The following is a 24,479-nucleotide window of genomic DNA, read 5'->3' as shown; positions in this document are numbered from 1 at the left end:
GGCAGTGGCACGACGCCGACTCGACGCGGAACTGGTCCGCCGCAAGCTGGCCCGATCGCGTGAGCACGCGTCCGAGCTGATCGCCGCCGGTCGGGTGACCGTCGGCGGCACCACCGCGACCAAGCCGGCCACCCAGGTGGAGACCTCGGCGGCGGTCGTGGTGGCCAAGGACGACAACGACCCCGACTACGTCTCGCGCGGCGGCCACAAGCTCGCCGGCGCGTTCGCGGCCTTCGTGCCGCAGGGCCTGGTGGTCGAGGGCCGCCGGGCGCTGGACGCCGGCGCCTCCACCGGCGGGTTCACCGACGTGCTGCTGCGCGCCGGGGCCGCGCACGTGCTGGCGGTGGACGTCGGTTACGGGCAGCTCGCCTGGTCGCTGCAGAGCGACGAGCGGGTCACGGTGATGGACCGCACCAATGTGCGCGAGCTGACCCCGGACCTGATCGGCGGCACCCTGGTGGACCTGGTGGTGGGCGACCTGTCGTTCATCTCGCTGGGTCTGGTGCTCCCGGCGCTCGCCTCCTGCGCGGCCGAGGACGCGGACCTGGTGCTGATGGTCAAGCCCCAGTTCGAGATCGGCAAGGAGCGTCTGGGCAGCGGCGGGGTGGTGCGCAGCCCGCAGCTGCGCGCCGAGATGGTGCGCCAGGTCGCGGGGCAGGCGTGGGAGCTCGGGCTGGGCGTGCGCGCGGTGACCGCGAGCCCCCTGCCGGGGCCGTCCGGCAACGTCGAGTACTTCCTCTGGCTGCGCCGGGACGCTCCGCAGCTGGACCCCGCGGAGGCGGACCGGGCCGTGGCGGAGGGGCCCCGGTAGGGTGCCTTGCGAGCGTCCGGCGCGTCATGTCGTATGGCGCGGCCGCACCGGGGCCAAGGGCGACCCGGCAGGCGTTAGGGAGAGGGCAGCGGCATGAGCGATGAAGAACGTACGGTCTTCCTGATCGCGCACACCGGCCGGGAGGCGGCGCTGCGCAGCGTCGAGGGTCTGGTGCACGGGCTGCTGAAGGCGGGGCTCCGGATCAGACTGCTGGAGGCCGAGGCGGTGGACCTGGATCTGCCGGAGGGCGTCGAGAAGGTGTCCGAGGGCCCCGGGGCGGCGGACGGCTGCGAGCTGATCCTGGTGGCCGGCGGGGACGGGACGCTGCTGCGCGGGGCGGAGCTGGCGCGTTCGCACGGGCTGCCGATGCTCGGGATCAACCTGGGCCGGGTGGGCTTCCTCGCCGAGGCCGAGCGGGACGACCTGGCCGTGGTGGTCGAGCGGGTGGTGGACGCCGACTACGAGGTCGAGGAGCGGATGACGATCGACGTCATCGTCCGCACCAACGGCGATGTGGTGCACGAGGACTGGGCGCTGAACGAGGCCTCGATCGAGAAGGCGGCCCGGGAGCGGATGCTGGAGGTGGTGACCGAGGTGGACGGCCGTCCGGTCTCCAACTTCGGCTGTGACGGCGTGGTGTGCGCGACGCCGACCGGCTCCACCGCGTACGCGTTCTCCGGTGGCGGGCCGGTGGTGTGGCCGGAGGTGGAGGCGCTGCTGATGGTGCCGATCTCCGCGCACGCGCTGTTCGCCCGTCCGCTGGTGACCTCGCCGGAGTCGGTGCTGGCGGTGGAGGTGCAGCCCAAGACCCCGCACGGCGTGCTCTGGTGCGACGGGCGGCGTTCGGTCGAACTGCCCGCCGGGGCACGGGTGGAGGTCCGCCGGGGTCGGACCCCGGTGCGGCTGGCCAGACTGCACCGGGCGCCGTTCACCGACCGGCTGGTGGCCAAGTTCGCGCTGCCGGTGACGGGTTGGCGCGGCAGGGCGGACCACCACTAGCGCCGTCGGCGGCCGTACGGTCGGCCGACGCCCGTACACATGCGCCGAATCCGGTGCGCGCCACGGCCTTTCACCCGGCCTGGGGCGCGCACCGGATACTGACGGCCCGTCAGACGGCCAGCGGCTGGGCCTCGTCGGCCGGTTCGAGCCGTCCGCCGTTCGCGGCGTGGGCGGCCAGGGCGGCGAGCCGTTCGACGGCGCCGGGGACGGTCGCGGCGGGCACGGTGACCGGCAGGCGGATGTGGTGCTCGAAGGCACCGTCCACGCCGAAGCGGTTGCCCGAGGCGATCCGGACCCCGCCGCGCTCCCCGGCCCGGGCCAGTGCCGCGCCGGACAGGCCGTCGGTGGAGACCCACAGGGACAGGCCGCCGGGCGGCATGGTGAAGCTCCATCCGGGCAGCCGTTCGGGCAGGGCGGAGGCGAAGGCCTGCGCGGTGGCCCGCAGCCGGGTCAGCTGGTGCTCCCGGACGTCGGGCAGCAGCTCGCCCAGCAGTTCGGCGGCGATCAGCTGGTCCAGTACCGGGGTGCCGACGTCGCTGTAGACCCGCTCGGTGGCCAGCCGGCGCACCAGTGCGGGCGCGGCCCTGACCCAGCCGATCCGCAGCCCGCCCCAGAGCAGCTTGCCCGCGGAGCCGACGGTGACCACCTGGGCGGAGCGGTCCAGCGCCGCCATGGGGCGCGGCAGCGGTGTGGACGGCGGTACGCCCCAGCCGAGTTCGGCGGTGGTCTCGTCGGCGAGCACGATGCTCCCGGCGGCCCGGGCGGCGGCCAGCAGCAGGCGGCGCTGCTCCTCGTCGATCAGCGAGCCGGTCGGGTTGTGGAAGTCCGGGATCACGTAGGCGACCTTGGGGCCGGCGCCGCGCAGCACCCGCCGCCACTCGTCGAGGTCCCAGGAGGGCTGCGGAGTCCACGCGTACGGCACCGGGACCAGGCGCGCGCCGGTCAGCCGCAGGCCCTGAAGGGTGTTCGCGTAGCTGGGCGCCTCGACGGCGACCCGGTCGCCGCGGCCGATCAGCGCCCGCTGGACCAGGTGCAGGCCGCCCATGGCGCCGGTGGTGATCAGGATCTGGTCGGGGGTGGTGGGCAGTCCGCGCTCGGTGAAGCGGCGGGCGACGGCCTCGCGCAGCACCGGGACGCCGGTGGGGTAGTGGCCGTGCCCGGCGGTGTAGTGCGGCAGTTGTTCGACGGCCCGGGCGGCGGCCTGGCCGACCCAGGGCTGCGGGGCGGGCGGGGCGGCGACGCCGAGGTCCAGGATGCGGCCCTGCTCGTCCGGCGGGACGGGGTGCAGCGCCTCGCTGGGCGGCGGGGCGCCCTCGGGCAGGGCGGTCCAGCTGCCGGCGCCGCGCCGGCTGCGCAGGTAGCCGTCGCCGCGCAGGGTCTCGTACGCGGTGGCGACGGTGGTGCGGCTCATCGCCAGGGCGGTGGCCAGCTCGCGTTCGGCGGGCAGCCGGGCGCCGACCGGCAGCCGGCCCTCGGTGACCAGCAGCCGGATCTGCCCGGCCAGGGTGCGGTAGGCGGGGCGGCGGGAGGCGGCCGGCTCGGGCAGCCGGGCGGCGGCGAGCAGCCGGGCCAGGGCGGGCGGGGTGACGGTGGTGTGCCAGTCGGCCATGGCGATCAGTCCACTTGCTCGGTATTGGCCCTGGAGTGGGCCATATTGGCCTGGCCATCATGGCAGGGCGGCCATGCCGGCCGCCACCACCGGGAGCCCCGGTGGTGCAGCACCACCGCAGGAGCACCATTGGCCACCGCGACCACACCGCCGACGCAGGCCGCCACCGCGACCACATCGCCGCCGCCGACCGCCGCCTCGACCGCACCGCCGGCGTCGGACTCCGCCACGTCCGTACCGGCCGCGTCAGTCGCCGCCGCCCGGGGCGCCGGCCTCGCCGTCCGGGTGTTCGGTGACACCCGGGCCCTGGGCCGCCGGATCCCGCAGCTGTTCGCCGGTCTCGCCCTGTACGGCGTGAGCATGGCGCTGATGCTCCGCTCCGGCCTCGGCCTCGACCCCTGGGACGTCCTGCACCAGGGTCTGCAGCGCACCGTCGGGCTCTCGGTCGGCGCCTGGGTGACGATCTGCGGCGCCCTCGTCCTGCTGCTGTGGATCCCGCTGCGCCAGCGCCCGGGCCTGGGCACCGTCGCCAACGTGCTGGTGATCGGCGCGGCCATGGACCTCACCCTGGGGGTCCTCGGCAGCCCCGGCTCCCTGCCCGCGCGGATCGCGCTGTCCGCCTCGGCGATCGCCCTCAACGGCCTGGCCACCGGCCTCTACATCGGCGCCCGGCTCGGCCCCGGCCCGCGCGACGGCCTGATGACCGGCCTGCACCGGCGCACCGGACGTTCGCTGCGGCTGATCCGCACCGGCATCGAGGTGACGGTCCTCACCGTCGGCCTGCTGCTCGGTGGCACCGTCGGGGTCGGCACCGTCGCGTACGCGCTGGCCATCGGCCCGATGGTGCAGCTCTTCCTGCCCTGGTGCACCGTGCCGGTGCCCGCCGGGGACTCCCGGAAGGGATGAACTTCGGGGCACGGAGTTGCCGCGCGCCGTTGTCGCTCGTCGCGCGCCGGGGGTGGAACCTCGTATGGTCGTCTCCGTGTTGGACGAGATGCGGATACGGGATCTTGGGGTCATCGACGACGCGGTGGTCGAGCTGGCTCCCGGCTTCACCGCCGTGACCGGTGAGACCGGCGCCGGCAAGACCATGGTCGTGACCAGCCTCGGCCTGCTGCTCGGCGGCCGCGCCGATCCGGGCCTGGTGCGCAACGGCACCGGACGCGCCGTCGTGGAGGGCCGGCTGGAACTGCCGGCCGGCTCCCCGGCGGCGGCCCGCGCGATCGAGGCCGGGGCCGAACTGGACGACGGCGCACTGCTGATCAGCCGGACCGTCTCCGCCGAGGGCCGCTCCCGGGCGCACGTCGGCGGACGGTCCGTCCCGGTCGGCCTGCTCGCCGAGATCGGCGAGGACCTGATCGCCGTGCACGGCCAGACCGACCAGCAGCGCCTGCTGCGCCCGGCCCGCCAGCGCGGCGCGCTGGACCGGTACGCGGGTGCCTCGGTGGCCGAGCCGCTGGCCCGCTACCGGGAGACCTACCGCACCCTGCGCGAGGTCTCCGCGACCCTGGAGGAGCTCACCACCCGGGCCCGCGAGCGCGCCCAGGAGGCCGACCTGCTGCGCTTCGGCCTGGACGAGATCGCCGCCGCCGAGCCGGTGCCCGGCGAGGACGAGGAGCTGGCCGCCGAGGCCGAGCGGCTCGGCCACGCCGACGCGCTGTCCTCCGCCGCGACCCTCGCCCACGCCGCCCTGGCCGGCGACCCGGTCGACCCGGAGGCACTGGACGCGGGCACCCTGCTCGCCCAGTCCCGCCGTGCCCTGGACGCCGTGCGCCACCACGACGAGCGGCTGGCCGCCCTGGCCGACCGCCTCAACGAGGTCGGCTACCTGCTCGCCGACGTGGCCGGCGACCTGGCCGGCTACGCGGACGACCTGGACGCCGACCCGGTGCGCCTGGCCGCCGTCGAGGACCGCCGGGCCGTACTCGCCCAGCTGCTGCGCAAGTACGGCGGCGAGGAGAACTCGCTCGCCGAGGTGATCGCCTGGGCCGAGGCCGGGGCGACCCGGCTCGCCGAGCTCGACGGCGACGACGACCGGATCGACGAGCTCGGCGCCCGGGAGACCGAGCTGCGGGCCGAACTGGCCGAGCTGGCCACCGAGGTCTCCCGGGCCCGGTACGCCGCGGCCGGGCGGTTCGCCGAGGCGGTCTCCGCCGAACTCGCCGAACTGGCCATGCCGCACGCCCGGGTGACCTTCTCGATCGGCCAGGTCGACGACCTGGCCGGGATCGAGGTCGGCGGGCGCACCGTCGCCTACGGTCCGCACGGCGTGGACGAGGTGGAGGTGCTGCTCGCCCCGCACCCGGGCGCCCAGCCGCGCCCGATCGCCAAGGGCGCCTCCGGCGGTGAGCTGTCGCGCGTGATGCTCGCCGTCGAGGTGGTCTTCGCGGGCGCCGACCCCGTCCCCACCTACCTGTTCGACGAGGTGGACGCGGGTGTCGGTGGCAAGGCCGCAGTCGAGATCGGCCGCCGGCTGGCCAAGCTGGCCGAGTCCGCCCAGGTCGTGGTGGTCACCCACCTCCCTCAGGTCGCCGCGTTCGCCGACCGGCACCTGGTGGTGGAGAAGACCCACGACGGCACCGTGACCCGCAGCGGCGTCAAGGTGCTGAACGACGAGGAGCGGGTGCGCGAGCTCTCCCGGATGCTGGCCGGCCTGGAGGACTCGGAGCTGGGCCGTGCCCACGCCGAGGAACTGCTGGCCACGGCCCGGGCCCCGCGCCGCCGGTAGCGGCCGTCGGCGGCCCCTCGGACGTCGGCGACGCGCCCCGGTGGCGCCGACTGTCCAAGAGGGCCGCCGACCTGGCATGGTGGCGGTTGGACACTGGCTTTCCCAGCCCCGAGCGCCGCCCGGCGGGCAATCCTCGCGAAGCGGCGCGCGAACCCGATCGAGTCGGATGCGAGACGACGTGGACCATTCCGCCGCCCGGGCCACCGCGGCCGTCCCCGAACCGGGGCAGCTGCAGGTGGTACTCGTCCTGGCCGCCAGCAGCGGCGGCATCGGCGCGCACGTGCGTTCCCTGGCCCAGGGCCTGGTCGCGCACGGCGTGAACGTCACGGTCTGCGCGCCGGCCGGCACGGACGCGCTGTTCGGATTCTCCCGTACGGGCGCCAGGTTCCACACCGTCGAGATCACCCCCACCGCGGGCGCCCGCAGCGACGCCACCGCGATCGGCGAGCTGCGCCGGGCCTTCACCGGCGCCGACGTGGTGCACGCCCACGGGCTGCGCGCCGGGCTGCTGTCCGACCTGGCGCTGCGCACCGCGGGCCGATTCCCCGGTCTGCGTCCGGAGACCCCGCTGGTGGTCACCTCGCACCACGCGCTGCTGGCCACCGGCCTGGAGCGGCGGCTGCAGCGGCTGATGGAGCGCCGGGTGGCGCGCGCCGCCGACCTGGTCCTCGGCGCCTCCTCCGACCTGGTCGCCCGGGCCCGCGAACTGGGCGCCACCGACGCCCGGTTGGGCCCGGTGGCCGCCCCGCCGATGCCCGAGGGCCAGCTCGGCCGCGCGGAGGCGCGCGCCGAACTGCTCGGCGGCGGCCCGGACCGTCCGCTGGTGCTTGCGGTCGGCCGGCTCGTCCAGCAGAAGGCCTTCGGGCTGCTGCTGGACGCTACCCGGGAGCTGTCCACGCTGGACCCGGAGCCGCTGGTGCTGCTCGCCGGGGACGGCCCGGAGGCGGGCGCGCTGCGCGAGCGGGCGGCCGCGGAGAAGCTGCCGGTGCGGCTGCTCGGCTACCGCACCGACGTGCCCGATCTGCTGGCCGCCGCCGACGTCGTGGTGGTCCCCAGCCGCTGGGAGGCCCGCTCGCTGGTGGTGCAGGAGGCGATGCGGGCCGGTGTGCCGGTGGTCGCCACCGCCGTCGGCGGCATCCCCGAACTGGTCGGCGACGCCGCCGAACTGGTGCCCCCCGGCGACCCGGCGGCGCTCGGCCGCGCGGTGCGCGCCCTGCTGGCCGACCCGGCCCGCCGCGAGCACCTGGTGGCGGCCGGCCGGCAGCAGGCCGAGACCTGGCCGGACGAGGCCGCCACCGTCGCCCAGGTGCTCAGCACCTACGACGAGCTGGTGCAGCGCGGGTAGGTCCGCCCCGGGCGGACCGTCGCCGCGCCGCGGCCGGCCGGACGGTGGCCGGCCGGAGGGGCCCGCTAGACGGTGGCCCGCTCGACCCGGTCGGCGGCCGGGCCGTCCGGTTGGGCGGACAGGTACGCGGCGCCGCAGGCGGTCAGTCGCAGGGCGGTGTCGATCAGCGGGACGTGGCTGAAGGCCTGGGGGAAGTTGCCGACCTGGCGCTTGAGTCGCGGGTCCCACTCCTCGGCGAGCAGGCCGAGGTCGTTGCGCAGTGCCAGCAGTCGGTCGAACAGTTCGCGGGCTTCCTGGACGCGGCCGATCATGGCGAGGTCGTCGGCGAGCCAGAATGAGCAGGCGAGGAAGGCGCCTTCGTGGCCGGAGAGGCCGTCGACGTTGTTGCCCGACTCGTCGTGGGTGGGGTAGCGCAGCACGAAGCCGTCCTCGGTGGACAGTTCGCGTTGGATCGCCTCGATGGTGCCGATGACGCGCTTGTCGTCCGGGGGCAGGAAGCCGACCTGGGGGATGAGCAGCAGTGACGCGTCCAGTTCCCGGCCGCCGTAGTACTGGGTGAAGGTGTTGCGTTCCGGGTCGTAGCCCTTGTCGCAGACGTCCGCGTGGATCTGTGCGCGCAGCGCCCGCCAGCGCTCCAGGTGGCTGTCGGAGGGTTCGTCCTCGGGGGCCTGCTCCAGCAGCTTGATGGTCCGGTCGACGGCGACCCAGGCCATCACCTTGGAGTGGACGAAGTGCCGGCGTGGGCCGCGGACCTCCCAGATGCCCTCGTCCGGCTCCTGCCAGTGCTCCTCCAGGTACTCGATCAGGCGTAGCTGGAGGTGGTGGGCGTGGTCGTTGCGGACGAGGCCGGTCATGTGGGCGAGGTGGAGGGCTTCGACGACCTCGCCGTAGACGTCGAGTTGGAGTTGTCCGGCGGCGCCGTTGCCGACGCGGACGGGTCGGGAGTTCTCGTAGCCGGGGAGCCAGTCCAGTGAGGATTCGGTGAGTTCGCGTTCGCCGGCGATGCCGTACATGATCTGGAGGTTCTCCGGGTCCCCGGCGACGGCGCGCAGCAGCCACTCGCGCCAGGCGCGGGCTTCGTCGCGGTAGCCGGTGCGCAGGAGGGAGGAGAGGGTGATGGCGGCGTCGCGTAGCCAGGTGTAGCGGTAGTCCCAGTTGCGTTCGCCGCCGATGTCCTCGGGGAGGGAGGTGGTGGGGGCGGCGACGATGCCGCCGGTGGGGGCGTAGGTGAGGCCCTTGAGGGTGATCAGGGAGCGGATCACGGCTTCGCGGTAGGGGCCCTGGTAGGTGCACTGGTCGGCCCATTCGTGCCAGAAGTCGGCGGTGGCGTCGAGGAGTTCCTCGGCGTCCGGGGTCCTGGGCGGGTCGAGGTGGGAGGCCTGCCAGGTGAGGGCGAAGGCGATGCGTTCGCCGGCGGTGACGGTGAAGTCGGCGTAGGTGGTGAGGTCGCGGCCGTAGGTCTCGGCCACGCCGTCCAGCCAGACCGAGTCGGGGCCGGCCATGGCGACGGTGCGGTGGCCGCCGTCGGGCTGCTCGACGCGGTGGACCCAGGGCACGATCCGGCCGTAGGAGAAGCGCATCCGCAGGGCGGAGCGCATCCGTACGGTGCCGGAGAGGCCCTCGACGATCCGGATCATCTGGGGGACGGCGTCCTTGCCGGCCAGCGGGCGCGGCGGCATGAAGTCGATCACCCGGACGGTGCCGCCCTGGGTGTCCCACTCCTGCTCCAGGATCAGCGAGTCGTCCCGGTAACGGCGACGGTCGGCGGGAAGAGCGGGCGCGGCGGCGGTGGGCGGGGGCACCCGCAGGTCGGCGGTGTCGGCGATGCGGATCCGGCCGGTGTCGGCGGGGGGCGTGGCGGCGGCCGGCGCGGGGACCTCGGTCAGGACGGCCTCGGCCGGGCCGATCCGCCAGAAGCCGTGTTCATCGGTGCCGAGCAGGCCGGCGAACACGGCCGGCGAGTCGAAGCGGGGAAGGCAGAGCCAGTCCACCGCCCCGTCCCTGCTGACCAGGGCAGCGGTCTGCATGTCCCCGATGAGTGCGTAGTCCTCGATACGGCCGGCCACGTGGATCTCCAGTTCGCAATGTGGTCAGGGCATCGGCGAGCGGAGGGAGCGAGCGGTCTGCGGGGCCGGAGGTCCACCCCGGGACGTCCGGCCCGCCGGGGGTGGTGGCGGGCCTTGCTGGAGTGTCCGCGGGGCTCGGTCGAGCCCCTGGAGTGGGTGGGGATGAGCGGGAATACGGGGAGGTCCGGTCGCGCATCGGGGACCGGGAGTGTCCTGACCCTCCCACGCCCTCCGCGTGCTCGTGCTGTCGGCGATGCGTCCGTGCAGCTTACGACGGACGAAAGGGGCGAAGCACGCGGACGCAGCCCGGTGTGGCGCCGCAATTCGGCGGAAATGCCGTGCATCGTGAGGGCGCGGCGCAGGATGGTCCGGAAGGATCACCTCCGCCTGGTCCGGCCGGAGGAGTCGGAATGGTCCGGACGGATGACGTGCTCTGGCCCGGTCCGGCGGGTTGTGCGACCGGTGTGACACGAGCGGCGCGTGATGCGCCGGTGGTGCGCCCCGCGCGCGCTCCCGGCGCGGCGCGCGCGGCCCGAACGGCGCCCGGTCCGCGTCACTGTTACCCTGGTATCCCGTGGACCGGCGGGATCAAAACGCCCCGGACCAGCCGAACCGACGAACCAGAGGGCGCCGCGCACCGCGCCGGCCTCCCGTCGCCCGGCGAACCCCGAGCCTCCCGCCCACGTCACTTTCGACACGCGACCCACGGGAGCCCCCTCTTGGCACAGCCCCATTCCGGCAAGGCAGCGAACGGCCGCGCCGTGACGACCAAGCACCTCTTCGTCACCGGGGGTGTCGCCTCTTCTCTCGGAAAGGGGCTCACCGCCTCCAGCCTCGGCGCGCTGCTCAAGGCCCGCGGCCTGCGCGTGACGATGCAGAAGCTCGACCCGTACCTCAACGTGGACCCGGGCACCATGAACCCGTTCCAGCACGGTGAGGTGTTCGTCACCGACGACGGCGCCGAGACCGACCTGGACATCGGTCACTACGAGCGGTTCCTGGACACCAACCTCCACGGCTCGGCGAACGTCACCACCGGCCAGGTGTACTCGACCGTCATCGCCAAGGAGCGCCGCGGCGAGTACCTGGGCGACACCGTCCAGGTCATCCCGCACATCACCAACGAGATCAAGTCCCGGATCCGCCGGATGGCGACCGAGGACGTCGACGTGGTGATCACCGAGGTCGGCGGCACCGTCGGCGACATCGAGTCGCTGCCGTTCCTGGAGGCCGTCCGCCAGGTCCGCCACGAGGTCGGCCGGGACAACGTGTTCTTCGTGCACGTCTCCCTGCTGCCGTACATCGGCCCCTCGGGCGAGCTGAAGACCAAGCCCACCCAGCACTCCGTCGCCGCGCTGCGCAACATCGGCATCCAGCCGGACGCGATCGTGCTGCGCGCCGACCGCGAGGTCCCGCAGGCGATCAAGCGCAAGATCTCGATGATGTGCGACGTGGACGAGGAGGCCGTGGTCGCGGCCATCGACGCCAAGTCGATCTACGACATCCCCAAGGTGCTGCACGGCGAGGGCCTGGACGCCTACGTGGTGCGCCGCCTGGACCTGCCGTTCCGCGACGTCGACTGGACCACCTGGGACGACCTGCTGCGCCGCGTCCACGAGCCGCAGCACATCGTCAAGGTCGCCCTGGTCGGCAAGTACATCGACCTGCCGGACGCCTACCTGTCGGTGACCGAGGCGCTGCGCGCCGGCGGCTTCGCCAACAACGCCCGGGTAGAGATCAAGTGGGTCACCTCGGACGACTGCGAGACCCCCGAGGGCGCCCAGGCGCAGCTCGGCGACGTCGACGCGATCTGCATCCCCGGCGGCTTCGGTGACCGCGGCGTCAACGGCAAGGTCGGCGCCATCACCTACGCCCGCGAGAACAAGGTCCCGCTGCTGGGCCTGTGCCTGGGCCTGCAGTGCGTCGTCATCGAGGCGGCCCGCAACCTGGCCGGCCTGCCGGACGCCAACTCCACCGAGTTCGACGCCGCCGCCAAGCACCCGGTCATCTCCACCATGGCCGAGCAGCTGGCCATCGTCGACGGCAAGGGCGACCTGGGCGGCACCATGCGCCTGGGCCTGTACCCGGCCAAGCTCGCCGAGGGCTCGATCGTCCGCGAGGTCTACGGCGGCGAGCAGTACGTCGAGGAGCGCCACCGCCACCGCTACGAGGTCAACAACGCCTACCGCGCGGACCTGGAGAAGACCGGTCTGGTGTTCTCCGGCCTCTCGCCCAAGGGCGACCTGGTCGAGTACGTCGAGTACCCGCGCGAGGTGCACCCCTACCTGGTGGCCACCCAGGCCCACCCGGAGCTGAAGTCCCGTCCGACCCGCCCGCACCCGCTGTTCGCGGGCCTGGTCAAGGCGGCCATCGAGATCAAGACCGCGGCCTCGAAGTAGTTCTCCTTCGCCGCGTCGGCCTTCGCCGTCGACCGCGGTCGTTCACCGGACGGCGGCCCCGCGATTCCCGCGGGGCCGCCGTTCGGCGTTAGATTGTGTCGTACTGACGAAAAGGGGAGAGCGATGGACGAGCAGGGCCGCCAGGGGATCTTCGACGTGGCCGAGGAGTGGGAGGTCCGGGCGAGCGGGACGCCGTTCCAGGGCAAGGTCACCGGGGTGCGCAGCGAGGAGGTCCGGATGCCCGACGGCAGCTGGGCCCGCCGTGACTACCAGACCCACCCCGGCTCCGTCTCGGTGCTCGCCCTGGACGACGAGCAGCGGGTGCTGGTGCTGCGCCAGTACCGCCACCCGGTGCGCCAGCGGCTGTGGGAGCTGCCGGCCGGCCTGCTCGACGTCCCCGGCGAGAACCCGTGGCACGCCGCGCAGCGCGAGCTGTACGAGGAGGCGTACTGCAAGGCCGGCACCTGGCGGATCCTCGCCGACTACTACACCTCCCCGGGTGGCACCGACGAGGCGCTGCGGATGTTCCTCGCCACCGACCTGGCGCCGGCCGAGGGCGAGCGCTACGCCGCCGAGGGCGAGGAGCAGGAGATCGAGGTCGCCTGGGTGCCGGTGCCGGAGCTGATCCGGCTGATCCAGGCGGGGAAGCTGCACAACCCGACGCTGGTCACCGGCACCCTCGCGGTGCACGCCGCGCTCACCGGCCCGGACGGGCTGGACGCGCTGCGCCCGGCGGACTCGCCGTGGCCGGCCCGCCCCTTCGAGGCCTGAGGGGGCCGGGTCCGGGCAGGCCGGGGTGGGTCGGGGCGGGCCGGCCGGGCGGCTGGTCGAGGGGCCGGTCGGGGGGTGACCGGGTCCGTGCGTTGAGTCGTTGGGGTGATTTGCGGATTCGTACGACCGGATGTCACCTCGGCTGAGCCGGACGGTCGAACTACGCTTCGCAGACAGGGCGCCCGTCCCGGGCCGCCTCCGCTGGGCTCCGGGCGAGCTCCGGAGGCGGGGCACCGGATGCCGAGCGCCGGATGCCGAGCGCGGGACGACATCGGGAGTGGCACGGGTGGCGAGGAAGACGGCGACGATGGACCCCGGCCCCGGCACGCCCGCCGGGGCCGTCCCGGGCCTGGAGCGGCTGCCCGCCGGGCCCGCGCTGTTCGTCGGACGGCGCGCCGAACTGGCCGCGCTGCGGGCGGCCGCCGCCCGCCCGGCGAGCGGGCGCTGCCCCGTACTGGTGCTGGCCGGGCGCCCCGGATCCGGACGGACCACGCTGGCCGCCCGCTTCGCCCGTACCGTCGCCGCCGACTATCCGGACGGCGTGCTCTTCGTACGACTGTCCGCCCCGGACGGCGGCCGGATGCCGCCCGCCCGGGCCGCCCGGCTGCTGCTGGAGCAGCTCGACCCGCAGACCGCCGTGCCGCTGCCCGGTGCCGGCGAGGACGGGCGGGACGAGCCGGGCTGTGTGGCGCTCCGCGAGGCGCTCGCGGGGCTGCGGGTGCTGCTCGTGCTGGACGACGTCCGGGACGCCGGGCAGGTGTGGCCGCTGCTGGCCGACGAACCCGGCTGCCTGGTGCTCGCCACCACGGCCGGGCCGCTCACCGGGATCGAGGACATCGACCCGGTGATTCTCGGCGGGCTGGACCGGTCGGCCTCCGGTGAGCTGCTGGCCGACCTGGTCGGTGGCACCCGGATCTCCTGCGACCCGGTCGGCGGGGCCGACCTGGCCGAGGCCTGCGCCGCCCGGCCGGCCGCCCTGCGGCTGATGGCGGGGTGGCTGCGCGGGAACCCGAAGATCGCGGTCACGGACGCGGCGCGCGAGCTCAACCGGGTGGTGGGGGAGGAGACGGTGGCGGGGAGGGGCTCCGCGGAGCCCGCCGCGACCGTTACGACCGCCGCGACCGCTGAGGCCACGGCGGCGGTGGTGAAGGAGAAGGGGACGGGGGCGCGGACGGGGGCCGGGGTGGGGGCCTCGAAGGGGAAGGGGCAGGGCAGGGGAGCGGGGAAGAAGAACAAGGAAGAGGAGCGGGGGGCGAAGTCTCCCGGCGCGCCCGCGGCCGGGGCGGCGGGGCCCGTACGGTCCGCCGGGGCCGCGGGGCCCGTCGCCGCTGTGCGGGATCTCACGGGGAAGCCGGTCCCGGGGAAGCCCGCCCCGGGGAAGCCGCTCTCGGGGAGGGCGGCTGAGGGCCGGACCGGTGAGCCCGCCGTGGCGGCCGCCGGCGCGGTGACCGAGTCGGCCGGCGACCCGGCGGCCTGGGTAAAGCCCGGTCCGGGGCCGGCCGAGCCGGTGCCCGTTCCCGACAACGACCCGCTGCTCGGCGCGTTCACCCTGCTGTACCGCGGACTGCCGGCCGCCCAGGCGCGGATGCTGCGCACCCTCACCCTGGCCCCGGCGCAGACCGCCGACCCGCGCACCGCCTCCGCCCTGGTCGGCTGCCCGGTGCCGGACGCCGCCGTGACGCTCGCCACGCTGGCCGAGCGGGAGCTGCTCGGCGAGGAGGCGCCCGCCGCCGACGGCACCCCGCGCTACCGGGTGCCCGGGCGGCTCTACCCCCGGCTGGTCCGGCTGCGTGAGCTGGAGGACCGGCCCGCCGAGACCGAGCTGGCCCGGGCCCGGCTGCTGGAGCGGCTGGTCCGGCTCACCGAGTCGGCCCGCGCGCTGCTGGACCCGGTGGCCGGCCCCGCCCCGGAACCGCTGCCCGCCCCGCTGCGGCTGGGCTCGGCGGCGCACGCCCGCGAGTGGCTGCTCGGCGAGCGGGAGCTGCTGCTCGGGGCGGTCGCCGACGCGATCGGCCAGGGGGACCTGGACGGTTCGGCCGGGCGGCTGGTCACCGCGCTGCTGCGGGCACTGCCGCTGACCGGGGCCGCCGCCCCCATCGACCTGTACCGGCTGCACGAGCTGGTGCTGACCGTCGCCGAGCGCAACGGACGCCCGCGCCGGGCCTCGGCCGCGCTGCTCAACCTGGGCGACCTCCAGGCCTCGGCCGGCCGCTGGTCCCCGGCCGCCGTCCACTACCGGGCCGCCCTGGAGCACGCCCGGAGGGCCGACGACGAACCGCTGTGCGCCCGGGCCCTGGAGAGCGCGGCCAACTGCCACCGGGCGCTCGGCGACGCGGTGCGGGCCGCGGACTGGTACGGCCGGGCGCTCGGCCTGCGGCAGGCGCTCGGGGACCACGCCTCCGAGGCCCGGTTGCTCGCCCGGGTGGCCGAGGCGCACACCGCGCAGCGCCGCTTCGACGAGGCCGACCGGGAGTACCGGGCCGCGCTCGCCGTGTTGCGCCGGGTGGGCGACGAGCGGGCCCTGGAGGCCGTCGGGGCTGCCCTCGCGGACCTGCGGGAACGTGCGGACGCCGCGTGGTGACAGGTGTTTCGGAGGTATTGTCGAAGATGCCCGGTTAAGACCTCTTTGGTGGGAAAGTCGCAGGGGAAGCCTACGAACCTGCCAATGCGCGCGGGAAAATTATTCACTTTGGAAGGCTGACACGCCGACTGGGCTTCATTACACTCGGACTCAGTCGCGCAGCGATCCCCGCCCCGGGCTGCCCCGGAGGCTTCCCCACGTGCGCGTCGCCCACCGGTCTTCTCCGGTCGGGACCCCCATGGCAAGAGGACGTGTTTAGCCGTGAAGGTCGGCATCCCCCGCGAGGTCAAGAACCACGAGTACCGCGTGGCCATCACGCCCGCCGGCGTGCATGAGCTGGTCCGCAACGGACACGAGGTCTACATCGAGGACAACGCCGGTGTCGGCTCCTCGATCCCGAACGAGGAGTACGTGGCCGCCGGCGCCACCATCCTCCCCACCGCCGACGAGGTGTGGGCCACCGCCGACCTGCTGCTGAAGGTCAAGGAGCCCATCGCCTCGGAGTACCACCGGCTGCGTAAGGGCCAGACCCTCTTCACGTACCTGCACCTGGCGGCCGACCGGGCCGGCACCGACGCGCTGATCGCCTCGGGCACCACCGCCATCGCGTACGAGACCGTGCAGCTGTCGAACGGCGCGCTGCCGCTGCTCGCCCCGATGTCCGAGGTCGCGGGCCGCCTGGCCCCGCAGGTCGGCTCGTACCACCTGATGCGTCCGGCCGGCGGCCGCGGCACCCTGCCGGGCGGCGTTCCCGGCACCCACCCGGCCAAGGCCGTCGTCATCGGCGGTGGCGTCTCCGGCTGGCACGCGGCCACCATCGCCGTCGGCATGGGTTACGAGGTGACCCTGCTGGACCGCGACATCAACAAGCTGCGCGAGGCCGACCGCATCTTCGGCACCAAGGTCAAGACCATCGTGTCGAACGCCTTCGAGCTGGAGAAGGCCGTCCTGGAGGCCGACCTGGTCGTCGGTGCCGTGCTGATCCCGGGCGCCAAGGCCCCGAAGCTGGTCACCAACGAGCTGGTCTCCCGCATGAAGCCGGGCTCCGTGCTGGTCGACATCGCCATCGACCAGGGCGGCTGCTTCGAGGACTCGCACGCCACCACGCACGACGAGCCGACCTTCAAGGTCCACAACTCGGTCTTCTACTGCGTGGCCAACATGCCGGGCGCGGTCCCGAACACCTCCACCTACGCGCTGACCAACGCCACCATGCCGTACGTGCTGGAGCTGGCCAACCGTGGTTGGAAGGACGCGCTGCGCCGCGACGCCGCGCTCGCCAAGGGCCTGAACGTGCACGAGGGCCAGATCACCTTCCCGGCCGTGGCCGAGGCCTTCGGCCTGGAGTCGGTCTCCCTGGAGAGCGTGCTCGCCTGAACACCCTGACCGCCTGGCGGTCGTTCGCCCCCGACCCGATCCCTTCGGGCCGGGGGCTTCGCCATGCCCGCGATCAGCGGGTCGGCCGGCTACGTCGCTCTGTCGTCAATATCCGTCGGTCATGTCACCCGCCCGCAGAAACGTTGGGGCCGGTGACCCTCTCGTCCCTTGACAGCGGCCCGCTCGATAGTCGACACATCCTGCCCACTACCGTGGATTGTGTTGCTGCGAACGCCTTGAACGGCCTAGAGTCGCAAACCGTCGGCATGCTGCCACGCTGACGAATCGACATAGAGTCCTGGATGCCCAAGGAGGTAAGACGACTTGTGAATGAGTCGACAATTGCTCCCGGGGGTGGTCAGCCAGGACTGGCGGAACTCACCGCCGGCCAGCCGAGTGAGGAGCCCGGGGCCCGGCAGCCCTCCGTGGGCTCGGCCGAGGTCGGCTCGGTCGCACTCCGTACTTTCGAAGCACGCCAGAACACAGCACAGGTGACCACGGTGACCGATCACGACGCCGACCTGGCGGCCTACGGCCTGGCCTACGGCGAGTTCGCCTACGGCGCCTACGACGACCCGGACGCCGAGTACGAGCCGGACCCGGAGTACGCCGCCACGCTGGCCCCCGACGCCGCGCGCCAGCGCCGCGAGCGGGTCGGCCCGACCGGCCGTCCGCTGCCGTACTTCCCGATCCCCGCGCCGGTCGCCGAGCACGGCCCGGCCCAGATCATCGCCATGTGCAACCAGAAGGGCGGCGTCGGCAAGACCACGTCGACCATCAACCTGGGCGCGGCGCTGGCCGAGTACGGCCGCCGGGTGCTGCTCGTCGACTTCGACCCGCAGGGCGCGCTCTCGGTCGGCCTCGGCGTCAACCCGATGGAGCTCGACGTCACCGTCTACAACCTGCTCATGGAGCGGGGTCTGACGGCCGATGAAGTGCTGCTGAAGACGGCGGTCCCGGGGATGGACCTGCTGCCGTCCAACATCGACCTCTCCGCCGCCGAGGTGCAGCTGGTCAGCGAGGTGGCCCGGGAGTCCGCGCTGGCGCGCGCCCTGAAGCCACTGCTGCCCGACTACGACTACGTCATCATCGACTGCCAGCCCTCGCTGGGCCTGCTGACGGTCAATGCGCTGACGGCCGCTCACAGCGTGATCGTCCCGCTGGAGTGCGAGTTCTTCGCGCTGCGCGGTGTCGCGCTGCTGACGGAGACCATCGAGAAGGTGTGCGAGCGGCTCAACCCCGAGCTGCGCCTGGACGGCATCCTGGCCACCATGTACGACTCGCGCACCGTGCACAGCCGTGAGGTGCTGGCGCGCGTCGTCGAGGCGTTCGGTGAGCACGTCTTCCACACCGTCATCGGGCGGACCGTGCGCTTCCCGGAAACCACCGTCGCCGGCGAGCCCATCACGACGTACGCGACCAACTCGGTCGGTGCCGCCGCCTACCGCCAGCTCGCCAGGGAGGTGCTCGACCGGTGCCGCCCCGCCGAGTGAGTCTCCCGGGTGCCGACGAGCTGTTCCGGACCACGGGAGGGATGGCGCTGTCGCCGTCCCTCGCGCCGCGTCCGGCCGCCGAGGCATCCAGACCGGAGACCGCGCGGACCGTCAACGGCCGACCGGACGGCGCGGAGGGCGCCGAGTCCGCCCAGGGCACCCAGGGTGCGCAGGGCGACCGGGGTGACCGGCAGGTGACGCCGGAGCAGCAGGCGGCCGGTGGGGTGCCGACGGCCGCGCAGCCGCCCGTCCAGCGCTCCGGAGCGGCCGGGCCCGCGTCCACTGCGGGCGCCGGGGGTGCCGCGGGCGGCCGCGGTGCCGGTTCCGCCCCGGCGCCCCGGACGCACCAGGGCGCCGCCGAGGAGCAGCCCGGTGCCGCCGGACGTGCCCGGCCGCGCGGCCGCGCGCCGCGCCGGCCCAGCGGGCGCGAGCGGCACGACGAGAAGATCACGGTGTACGTGTCCGCCGAGGAGCTCATGGATCTGGAGCACACCCGGCTGGTGCTGCGCGGGGAGCACGGCCTGGCCGTGGACCGCGGGCGGATCGTCCGGGAGGCCATCGCGGTCGTCCTGGCGGACCTGGAGCAGCGTGGCGAGGCCTCGATCCTGGTCCGGCGGCTGCGCGGCCGGTAGGCGGTCGGCGCTGAGTGGCGCGTTGGGCGTTGAGTGGTGCGCGCTGAGCGGTGCGCGCTGAGCGCCAGGCGTTGAGTGGTGCGCGGTGTGGAGGGCGGCCGGCGGGTTTGCGTCGGGCGTGGAGGGGGGCCGCGGGCCCGGCGTGGGGAGGCCGCCGGTCGAGCGGTGGGGCGCGCCGGGGTGTCGGCGGCGCCGAAGGACGCCGGAGGGCCGGCGAGGGGCCTCAGGGGTGCGGGGCGGGGTCGGGGCGGGCCTCGGGGTACGAGGGGCGTGTCGGGCGCCGCGGGGCCGCTCCTGGGGGCGTGGGGGGCTTCTGGCGAGACTCTGTGGTCGGACGGTCGGACGGTCGGGTAGTCGTCCTGTCGGACGGTCGGTTGGTTGGACAGTCGGGGTGGGCGCGCGTTTCGAGGGCCTCGTACGGGCCCGTGGGCGCCGGGTGGACGTCCGGTCCGGGCCCGGCGGGACGGCGTGTCGGGTGGCCCCTGAGCGGGGCCGGTGGCCGGGACGGGTGAAGATGGACCGCCATGCCCAGGACCGCCGAACCAGCCGCCACCGCCGTGAGATCGACCGAGGACGAGTCGCGGGGCGGCTTCCGGGTACGGCTGGACAACTTCGAGGGCCCCTTCGACCTGTTGCTCAGCCTGATCGCCAAGCACAAGCTGGACGTCACCGAAGTGGCGTTGGCCACGGTGACGGACGAGTTCATGGCGCACATCCGGGCGATGGGTCCGGACTGGGACCTGGACGCGACGACCGAGTTCCTCGTGGTGGCCGCCACTCTGCTCGACCTCAAGGCCGCCCGGCTGCTGCCCGTGGCCGAGGTGGAGGACGAGGCGGACATCGCCCTGCTGGAGGCCCGTGACCTGCTGTTCGCGCGACTGCTCCAGTACCGGGCGTACAAGCGGGCGGCGGCACTGTTCGGCGAGCGCTGGGCGGCCGAGCTGATGCGCCGGCCCCGGACGGCCGCCCTGGAACCCCGGCACGCCGAGCTGCTGCCCGAGGTCGTGCTCACCATCGGGCCGCAGCGGCTCGCCGAGCTGGCGGCCAAGGCGATGGAGCCCAGGCCCGCGCCGGTCGTGTACGTGGACCACATCCACACCCCGCCGGTGAGCGTGCGCGAGCAGGCCGGGCTGGTCGTGGGGCTGCTCACCGAGCTGGGCGAGGCCTCGTTCCAGCGACTGGTCGAGGACGCGCCGGACGAGCTGGTGGTGGTCGCTCGCTTCCTGGCGCTGCTGGAGCTGTACCGGGAGCGGGTGCTCGCCTTCGAGCAGCCGGAGGCGCTCGGCGAGCTGCTGGTGCGCTGGGTGGCCGAGGAGGGCCGGGTGGCGGTCGAGGTGACGGACGAGTTCGACCGGCCGGCCGGCGAGGTCAAGGAGGAGGAGCGGTGACGAGCGGCGGGAACGAGGGCGGGCGGCCGGTGCGGCGCCCGCTGGGGCTGCCGGGGCGGCCGCGGGCCGAGGAGTGGCTGGAGCCGGTCTTCGAGCTGTTGCCGGAGCCGGTGGAGGCCGTGGGGGCGGTGGAGGTGGTGGAGCCCGGGGTACGGGTTGGGCCTGGGGATCCCGGGGAGCCTGGGGAACTGGAGGAGCCGGCCGGGGTGGGGGCGGAGGCGCGTGTCGTGCACCAGAAGTCGGCCCCGTCGACTTCCGGTGCCGTGGGTCCCGCCGACGCCGGGCTGCGGGCCGACCTGGAGGCGGTCCTGATGGTCGTCGACGAGCCGGTGGCGGAGGAGCGGCTGGCCGGAGTGCTGGAACGGCCCCGGGCCGAGGTGGCCGCGGCGCTGCGCGAGCTGTCCGCCGAGTACGCGGCCCAGGGCCGCGGCTTCGACCTGCGGCTGGTCGCGGGCGGCTGGCGGTTCTACAGTCGGGACACCTGTTCCGCGGCCGTCGACCGGTTCCTCCTGGACGGCCAGCAGACCCGGCTCAGCCAGGCCGCGCTGGAGACCCTCGCGGTGGTCGCCTACCGGCAGCCGGTGTCCAGATCGCGGGTTTCCGCCGTCCGCGGTGTGAACTGTGACGGCGTGATGCGTACCCTGGTACAGCGAGGACTGGTGGAAGAGGCCGGATCCGAGCCCGAAACAGGTGCGATCCTGTATCGGACGACGAACTACTTCCTGGAACGGATGGGGCTCCGCGGCCTGGACGAGCTGCCGGAGCTCGCTCCCTTCCTGCCCGAGGTCGACGACGTGGAAGCGGAGTCCCTGGAGGGCACGATGATCGCGGAGGCGGTCGCCGCCGCTGCCGCGCAGGCCGCGGACGGCAGTGGCGAGGCCGGTCGGGCCGGGCCCGATCGGTAGGGGGCGGTGAGGTCGGCCGAAACGACCGCACATCCCAGACGGAACGACGTACGGACACTTTGATGCGTAGCAGTGGCAACGGCAGGAACAGCAGCGGCGGCGGGAGCAGTCGCGGCGGACAGGGCGGGGGCCGGGGCGGCAGCTCCTACGGCGGCGGCAGCGGCCGCGGCGGCTCGGGCGCACGCGGGGGTTCGTACGGCGGCGGGAGCGGCCGTGGCGGCTCGGGTTCGGGCTCGTACGGCCGTGACGACCGGCGCGAGGGGCGCCGGGACGACCGTCGCGACGACCGGCGCTACCCGGACCGCCCGCTGCGGCCCGAGGAGCGCAAGTACGACCGCCCCGAGTACGGCGGCGGCCCCAACGCCACCCCGGCCCGCGGCGGCTACGCCGGCCGGCGCCCCGGCCCGGCCCCGCGTCCGCGCCGCGAGGGCCAGGGCGCCCCGGGCGACCCGCGCCGTCAGCCGCAGCGCTCCCGCGAGCTCCAGGCCAAGATCGAGGACGCCGTCCTCGCCCGGCACGACAAGCCCGCCGTGAAGCTGCCCAAGACCTTCGGCGAGCCCGAGGGCGAGCGCCTCCAGAAGGTGCTGGCCCGGGCGGGCGTCGGCAGCCGCCGCGCCTGTGAGGAGCTGATCGAGCAGGGCCGGGTCGAGGTCAACGGCAAGCGCGTCACCGAGCAGGGCAAGCGGGTCGACCCGCAGAACGACGAGATCAAGGTGGACGGCCTGACCGTCGCCACCCAGTCCTACCTGTTCTTCGCGCTGAACAAGCCGGCCGGCGTGGTCTCCACCATGGAGGACCCGGACGGCCGCCAGTGCCTGGGCGACTACGTGACCAACCGGGAGACCCGGCTGTTCCACGTGGGGCGCCTGGACACCGAGACCGAGGGCATCATCCTGCTCACCAACCACGGCGAGCTGGCCCACCGTCTGACCCACCCGCGCTACGGCGTGACCAAGACCTACCTGGCCGCGATCCAGGGCCCGATCCCGCGGGACCTGGGCAAGCAGCTCGCCCAGGGCGTGGAGCTGGAGGACGGCTACGCGCGCGCCGACAGCTTCAAGGTGATCTCCAACGTCGGCAAGAACTACCTGGTCGAGGTGACCCTGCACGAGGGCCGCAAGCACATCGTCCGCCGGATGCTGGCCGAGGTCGGCTTCCCGGTCGAGAAGCTGGTGCGGACCCACTTCGGCCCGATCGCCCTGGGCGACCAGAAGTCGGGCTGGCTGCGCCGGCTGACCAACCCGGAGGTCGGGCAGCTGATGCGCGAGGTCGGCCTGTAGGCCCTTCCGCTCCGCCGGAGCCCCCGGACGCACGTGCTGCGGCCGGGGGCTCCGGCGTTGTCGTGGGGGCGGTGGTGTGGGGCGGGTGTGGGAGCCGGGGTGGGGCGGTGTGGGCTGGGGTGGGCTGGGGTGGAAGTGGCGCGCGGGCGTTCGGGTGCGGATGTCCACGTTTCGGACGAGTGGTGTGAGCCGGGACGCAACCGCTGGTCACGGCCTTGTCAGCGTCATGATCCGTGGCCGAGGATGGCCATCGGAGCACCACCCCGGCGTGTGGCGGGACCGCGCCAGTACGGGACCGCGGCGGCACGGGGCGGCGCCGGTACGGGGCGGCGCGTGGGGTCGGGGCGGGGCCGGGCCGACTGGACGGGGCCAACGGGAACGGGCGAGCAGGGGAGAGGGCGTCGTGTCCGATGCAGCACTGGGGCGGGCCGGCGGACAGGCCCTCGGCGCGCTGGGACTGGCGGAGCCGGACGGGCAGGTCTACGCGGCGCTGGTGGCCAACCCGCAGTCCACGGCGGAGGAACTGGCGGAGAGCTGCGGGCTGACGTTCCAGCAGAGCGTGCGCGCACTGGACCGGTTGGCGCAGCAGGGCATGGCCACCCGGGCGCCGGTGGACCGGCACCGCTACCTGCCGGTGCCGCCGGACGTCGCGATAGGCACCCTGATCGGCCACCGGGAGTCGGAACTGCGCTACGCCCGGGCCGAGATGCACCGGCTGATGGACGCCTTCCGGGAGGCCTCGCGGTACACCGACCCGGCGCACTCGGTGGAGGTGCTGACGGGCGGCGAGGCGATCGCGCAGCGGCTGGAGCACATCACCGAGACCAGCCAGTACCAGGTGCGCGGCTTCGACCGCCCGCCGTACATCCAGGACCCGGTGGCGCCGATGCCCCTGCAGCGGCGGCGGTTGCGTGAGGGTGTGAAGTTCCGGACGGTCTACGACCGGGAGGCGGTGGCCTGGCCGGGGCGGCTGGAGAAGAACATCCTGGTCGGCGTCGCGGACGGCGAGGAGGCGCGGGTTAGGCCCACGCTGCCGATGAAGATGATCATCTCGGACGACCGGATGGCGATCATTCCGATCAGCGTCGGCGACAGCGTGCTGGATGCCGCGTACGTGATCCACCCCTCGGCGCTGCTCCAGGCGCTGGACACGCTGTTCGAGGCGGAGTGGGAGCGGGCCGTGCGGTTGCAGGCGGAGGCCGGCACCGGGGACGCCCCGTCGGGGCCGGAGGCCGACCACCGCAAGCTACTGGGCCTGCTGGCGGCCGGACTCACCGACGAGTCGATCGCACGGTCGCTCGGCTGGAGCGCCCGGACCACCCAGCGCCGGCTCCAGAGCCTGATGCGGTCGCTGGGTGCCACCACCCGCTTCCAGGCCGGGATGGCGGCCCGGGAGCGGGGGTGGCTGTAGGAAATGTTGTGACAATTCCTGGTGTCGCGACGGGTGCGGGGGTGTGGTTGTCCGCGGCGTTGCGACGGTCCGTGTGTTCGGCGGGAGCCGCTGGAGCCACGGGATCCTCGAGAATTGTCATAACTTTTCCCGGGGGTTGTGGCCGTTCGTGGAGTCGTGGCGGTCCGTGTGTTCGGCGGGAGCCGCTGGAGCCACGGGATCCACGGGAATTGTCATAACTTTCCCCGGCCGCCCCCGTCAGCTCCAGGGGCTGAGCGAGGCCCAGCGGCCGTCCGGGCCGCGCTCGACCTTCTCCAGGCCGACCACGGCGGTGCGGTTCAGCCGCCCGTAGACGTGCGGGAACAACACGCCGGGGGTGGCCCCGGGCGGCGGGGCGCCGTGCGGAGCCTCCCACTTCACCATCGGCTCCACCAGCGACTCCTCGATCAGCAGCACCATCAGCGGGTCGGGGGTGTCGGCGAAGAAGGCGTTGGCCACCGCGAGCACCGTCTGCTCATCCGCCGAGCAGTGGATGAACCCGTCGGTGAGCAGCGACGCGGTGGCGTACGGGCGACCGGGGTCGGCCAGCCAGTCGTCCAGGGGAGCAAGGTGGAGGATCATGCTTCCTTTTCTACCCGTTGTCTCCGGTTTGGTCCTGAGCGGCCGTCATCGGCACGGTGGTGTCCACCACCGACCGGCCGCAGC

Annotated in this window: 18 protein-coding genes; 15 read left to right on the top strand and 3 right to left on the bottom strand. The window is 74.1% G+C overall.

Annotated elements, in window-relative coordinates:
* Window positions 1-4 precede the first annotated feature (4 nt).
* Both ACIQ87_RS34375 and ACIQ87_RS34370 read left to right on the top strand, forming a co-directional pair.
* Entirely contained in the window at window positions 5-811 is an 807-nt protein-coding gene (locus ACIQ87_RS34375) for a TlyA family RNA methyltransferase (protein ID WP_392922917.1), read from the top strand.
* A 93-nt stretch (window positions 812-904) separates the two neighbouring features.
* On the top strand, window positions 905-1,810 hold the full coding sequence (locus tag ACIQ87_RS34370; RefSeq protein WP_402414681.1) for an NAD kinase: 906 nt from the start codon (window positions 905-907) through the stop codon (window positions 1,808-1,810).
* Between the two features lie 109 nt (window positions 1,811-1,919).
* On the opposite strand, the gene ACIQ87_RS34365 is transcribed toward ACIQ87_RS34370, so the two are convergent.
* Complete coding sequence (locus ACIQ87_RS34365) at window positions 1,920-3,419, bottom strand: PLP-dependent aminotransferase family protein (protein ID WP_402414679.1); 1,500 nt, start codon at window positions 3,417-3,419, stop codon at window positions 1,920-1,922.
* Window positions 3,420-3,779: 360 nt separating this feature from the next.
* Between ACIQ87_RS34365 and ACIQ87_RS34360 the strand changes: the two genes are divergently transcribed.
* From ACIQ87_RS34360 to ACIQ87_RS34350, 3 genes are all read left to right on the top strand, one after another.
* The gene (locus ACIQ87_RS34360) at window positions 3,780-4,325 is read left to right on the top strand and encodes a YitT family protein (protein WP_402414704.1); all 546 of its coding nucleotides are present in this window, start codon (window positions 3,780-3,782) and stop codon (window positions 4,323-4,325) included.
* A gap of 64 nt (window positions 4,326-4,389) precedes the next feature.
* Window positions 4,390-6,147 carry a DNA repair protein RecN gene (gene recN, locus ACIQ87_RS34355; protein ID WP_402414676.1) on the top strand — a complete coding sequence of 586 codons (1,758 nt, stop codon included), beginning with the start codon at window positions 4,390-4,392 and terminating at the stop codon, window positions 6,145-6,147.
* Between the two features lie 166 nt (window positions 6,148-6,313).
* Window positions 6,314-7,492, top strand: a complete 1,179-nt coding sequence (locus tag ACIQ87_RS34350; protein WP_402414674.1) for a glycosyltransferase family 4 protein — start codon at window positions 6,314-6,316, stop codon at window positions 7,490-7,492.
* 65 nt (window positions 7,493-7,557) lie between these two features.
* Here ACIQ87_RS34350 and ACIQ87_RS34345 read toward each other — a convergent pair whose 3' ends face one another.
* The gene (locus ACIQ87_RS34345; RefSeq protein WP_402414672.1) at window positions 7,558-9,558 is read right to left on the bottom strand and encodes a glycoside hydrolase family 15 protein; all 2,001 of its coding nucleotides are present in this window, start codon (window positions 9,556-9,558) and stop codon (window positions 7,558-7,560) included.
* Window positions 9,559-10,319: 761 nt separating this feature from the next.
* On the opposite strand from ACIQ87_RS34345, the gene ACIQ87_RS34340 reads away from it, so the two are divergent.
* From ACIQ87_RS34340 to ACIQ87_RS34295, 10 genes are all read left to right on the top strand, one after another.
* Window positions 10,320-11,957 carry a CTP synthase gene (locus ACIQ87_RS34340; protein ID WP_402414669.1) on the top strand — a complete coding sequence of 546 codons (1,638 nt, stop codon included), beginning with the start codon at window positions 10,320-10,322 and terminating at the stop codon, window positions 11,955-11,957.
* 123 nt (window positions 11,958-12,080) lie between these two features.
* Window positions 12,081-12,728 carry an NUDIX domain-containing protein gene (locus tag ACIQ87_RS34335; RefSeq protein ID WP_402414666.1) on the top strand — a complete coding sequence of 216 codons (648 nt, stop codon included), beginning with the start codon at window positions 12,081-12,083 and terminating at the stop codon, window positions 12,726-12,728.
* Between the two features lie 286 nt (window positions 12,729-13,014).
* The gene (locus ACIQ87_RS34330; protein ID WP_402414664.1) at window positions 13,015-15,309 is read left to right on the top strand and encodes an AAA family ATPase; all 2,295 of its coding nucleotides are present in this window, start codon (window positions 13,015-13,017) and stop codon (window positions 15,307-15,309) included.
* Window positions 15,310-15,570: 261 nt separating this feature from the next.
* On the top strand, window positions 15,571-16,686 hold the full coding sequence (gene ald / locus ACIQ87_RS34325; RefSeq protein ID WP_392882756.1) for an alanine dehydrogenase: 1,116 nt from the start codon (window positions 15,571-15,573) through the stop codon (window positions 16,684-16,686).
* Window positions 16,687-17,111: 425 nt separating this feature from the next.
* The gene (locus tag ACIQ87_RS34320; RefSeq protein WP_030245868.1) at window positions 17,112-18,179 is read left to right on the top strand and encodes a ParA family protein; all 1,068 of its coding nucleotides are present in this window, start codon (window positions 17,112-17,114) and stop codon (window positions 18,177-18,179) included.
* Window positions 18,180-18,220: 41 nt separating this feature from the next.
* Window positions 18,221-18,811, top strand: coding sequence for a hypothetical protein (locus ACIQ87_RS34315; protein WP_402414661.1), 591 nt, complete (start codon window positions 18,221-18,223; stop codon window positions 18,809-18,811).
* Window positions 18,812-19,335: 524 nt separating this feature from the next.
* A complete protein-coding gene (locus tag ACIQ87_RS34310) occupies window positions 19,336-20,199 on the top strand; it encodes a segregation and condensation protein A (protein WP_402414658.1) in 864 nt (287 codons plus the stop codon).
* A gap of 311 nt (window positions 20,200-20,510) precedes the next feature.
* The gene (locus tag ACIQ87_RS34305) at window positions 20,511-21,104 is read left to right on the top strand and encodes an SMC-Scp complex subunit ScpB (RefSeq protein ID WP_392882995.1); all 594 of its coding nucleotides are present in this window, start codon (window positions 20,511-20,513) and stop codon (window positions 21,102-21,104) included.
* A 62-nt stretch (window positions 21,105-21,166) separates the two neighbouring features.
* Window positions 21,167-22,384, top strand: a complete 1,218-nt coding sequence (locus tag ACIQ87_RS34300; RefSeq protein WP_402414655.1) for a pseudouridine synthase — start codon at window positions 21,167-21,169, stop codon at window positions 22,382-22,384.
* Window positions 22,385-22,787: 403 nt separating this feature from the next.
* Complete coding sequence (locus ACIQ87_RS34295) at window positions 22,788-23,795, top strand: helix-turn-helix domain-containing protein (RefSeq protein WP_392922884.1); 1,008 nt, start codon at window positions 22,788-22,790, stop codon at window positions 23,793-23,795.
* Window positions 23,796-24,032: 237 nt separating this feature from the next.
* Here ACIQ87_RS34295 and ACIQ87_RS34290 read toward each other — a convergent pair whose 3' ends face one another.
* Window positions 24,033-24,395, bottom strand: coding sequence for a DUF952 domain-containing protein (locus tag ACIQ87_RS34290; RefSeq protein ID WP_402414652.1), 363 nt, complete (start codon window positions 24,393-24,395; stop codon window positions 24,033-24,035).
* Window positions 24,396-24,479 lie beyond the last annotated feature (84 nt).

It is taken from the genome of Kitasatospora sp. NPDC096204, assembly GCF_044763205.1.
Classification (GTDB): Bacteria; Actinomycetota; Actinomycetes; order Streptomycetales; family Streptomycetaceae; genus Kitasatospora.
This window is presented reverse-complemented; position numbering and strand designations above follow the sequence as displayed.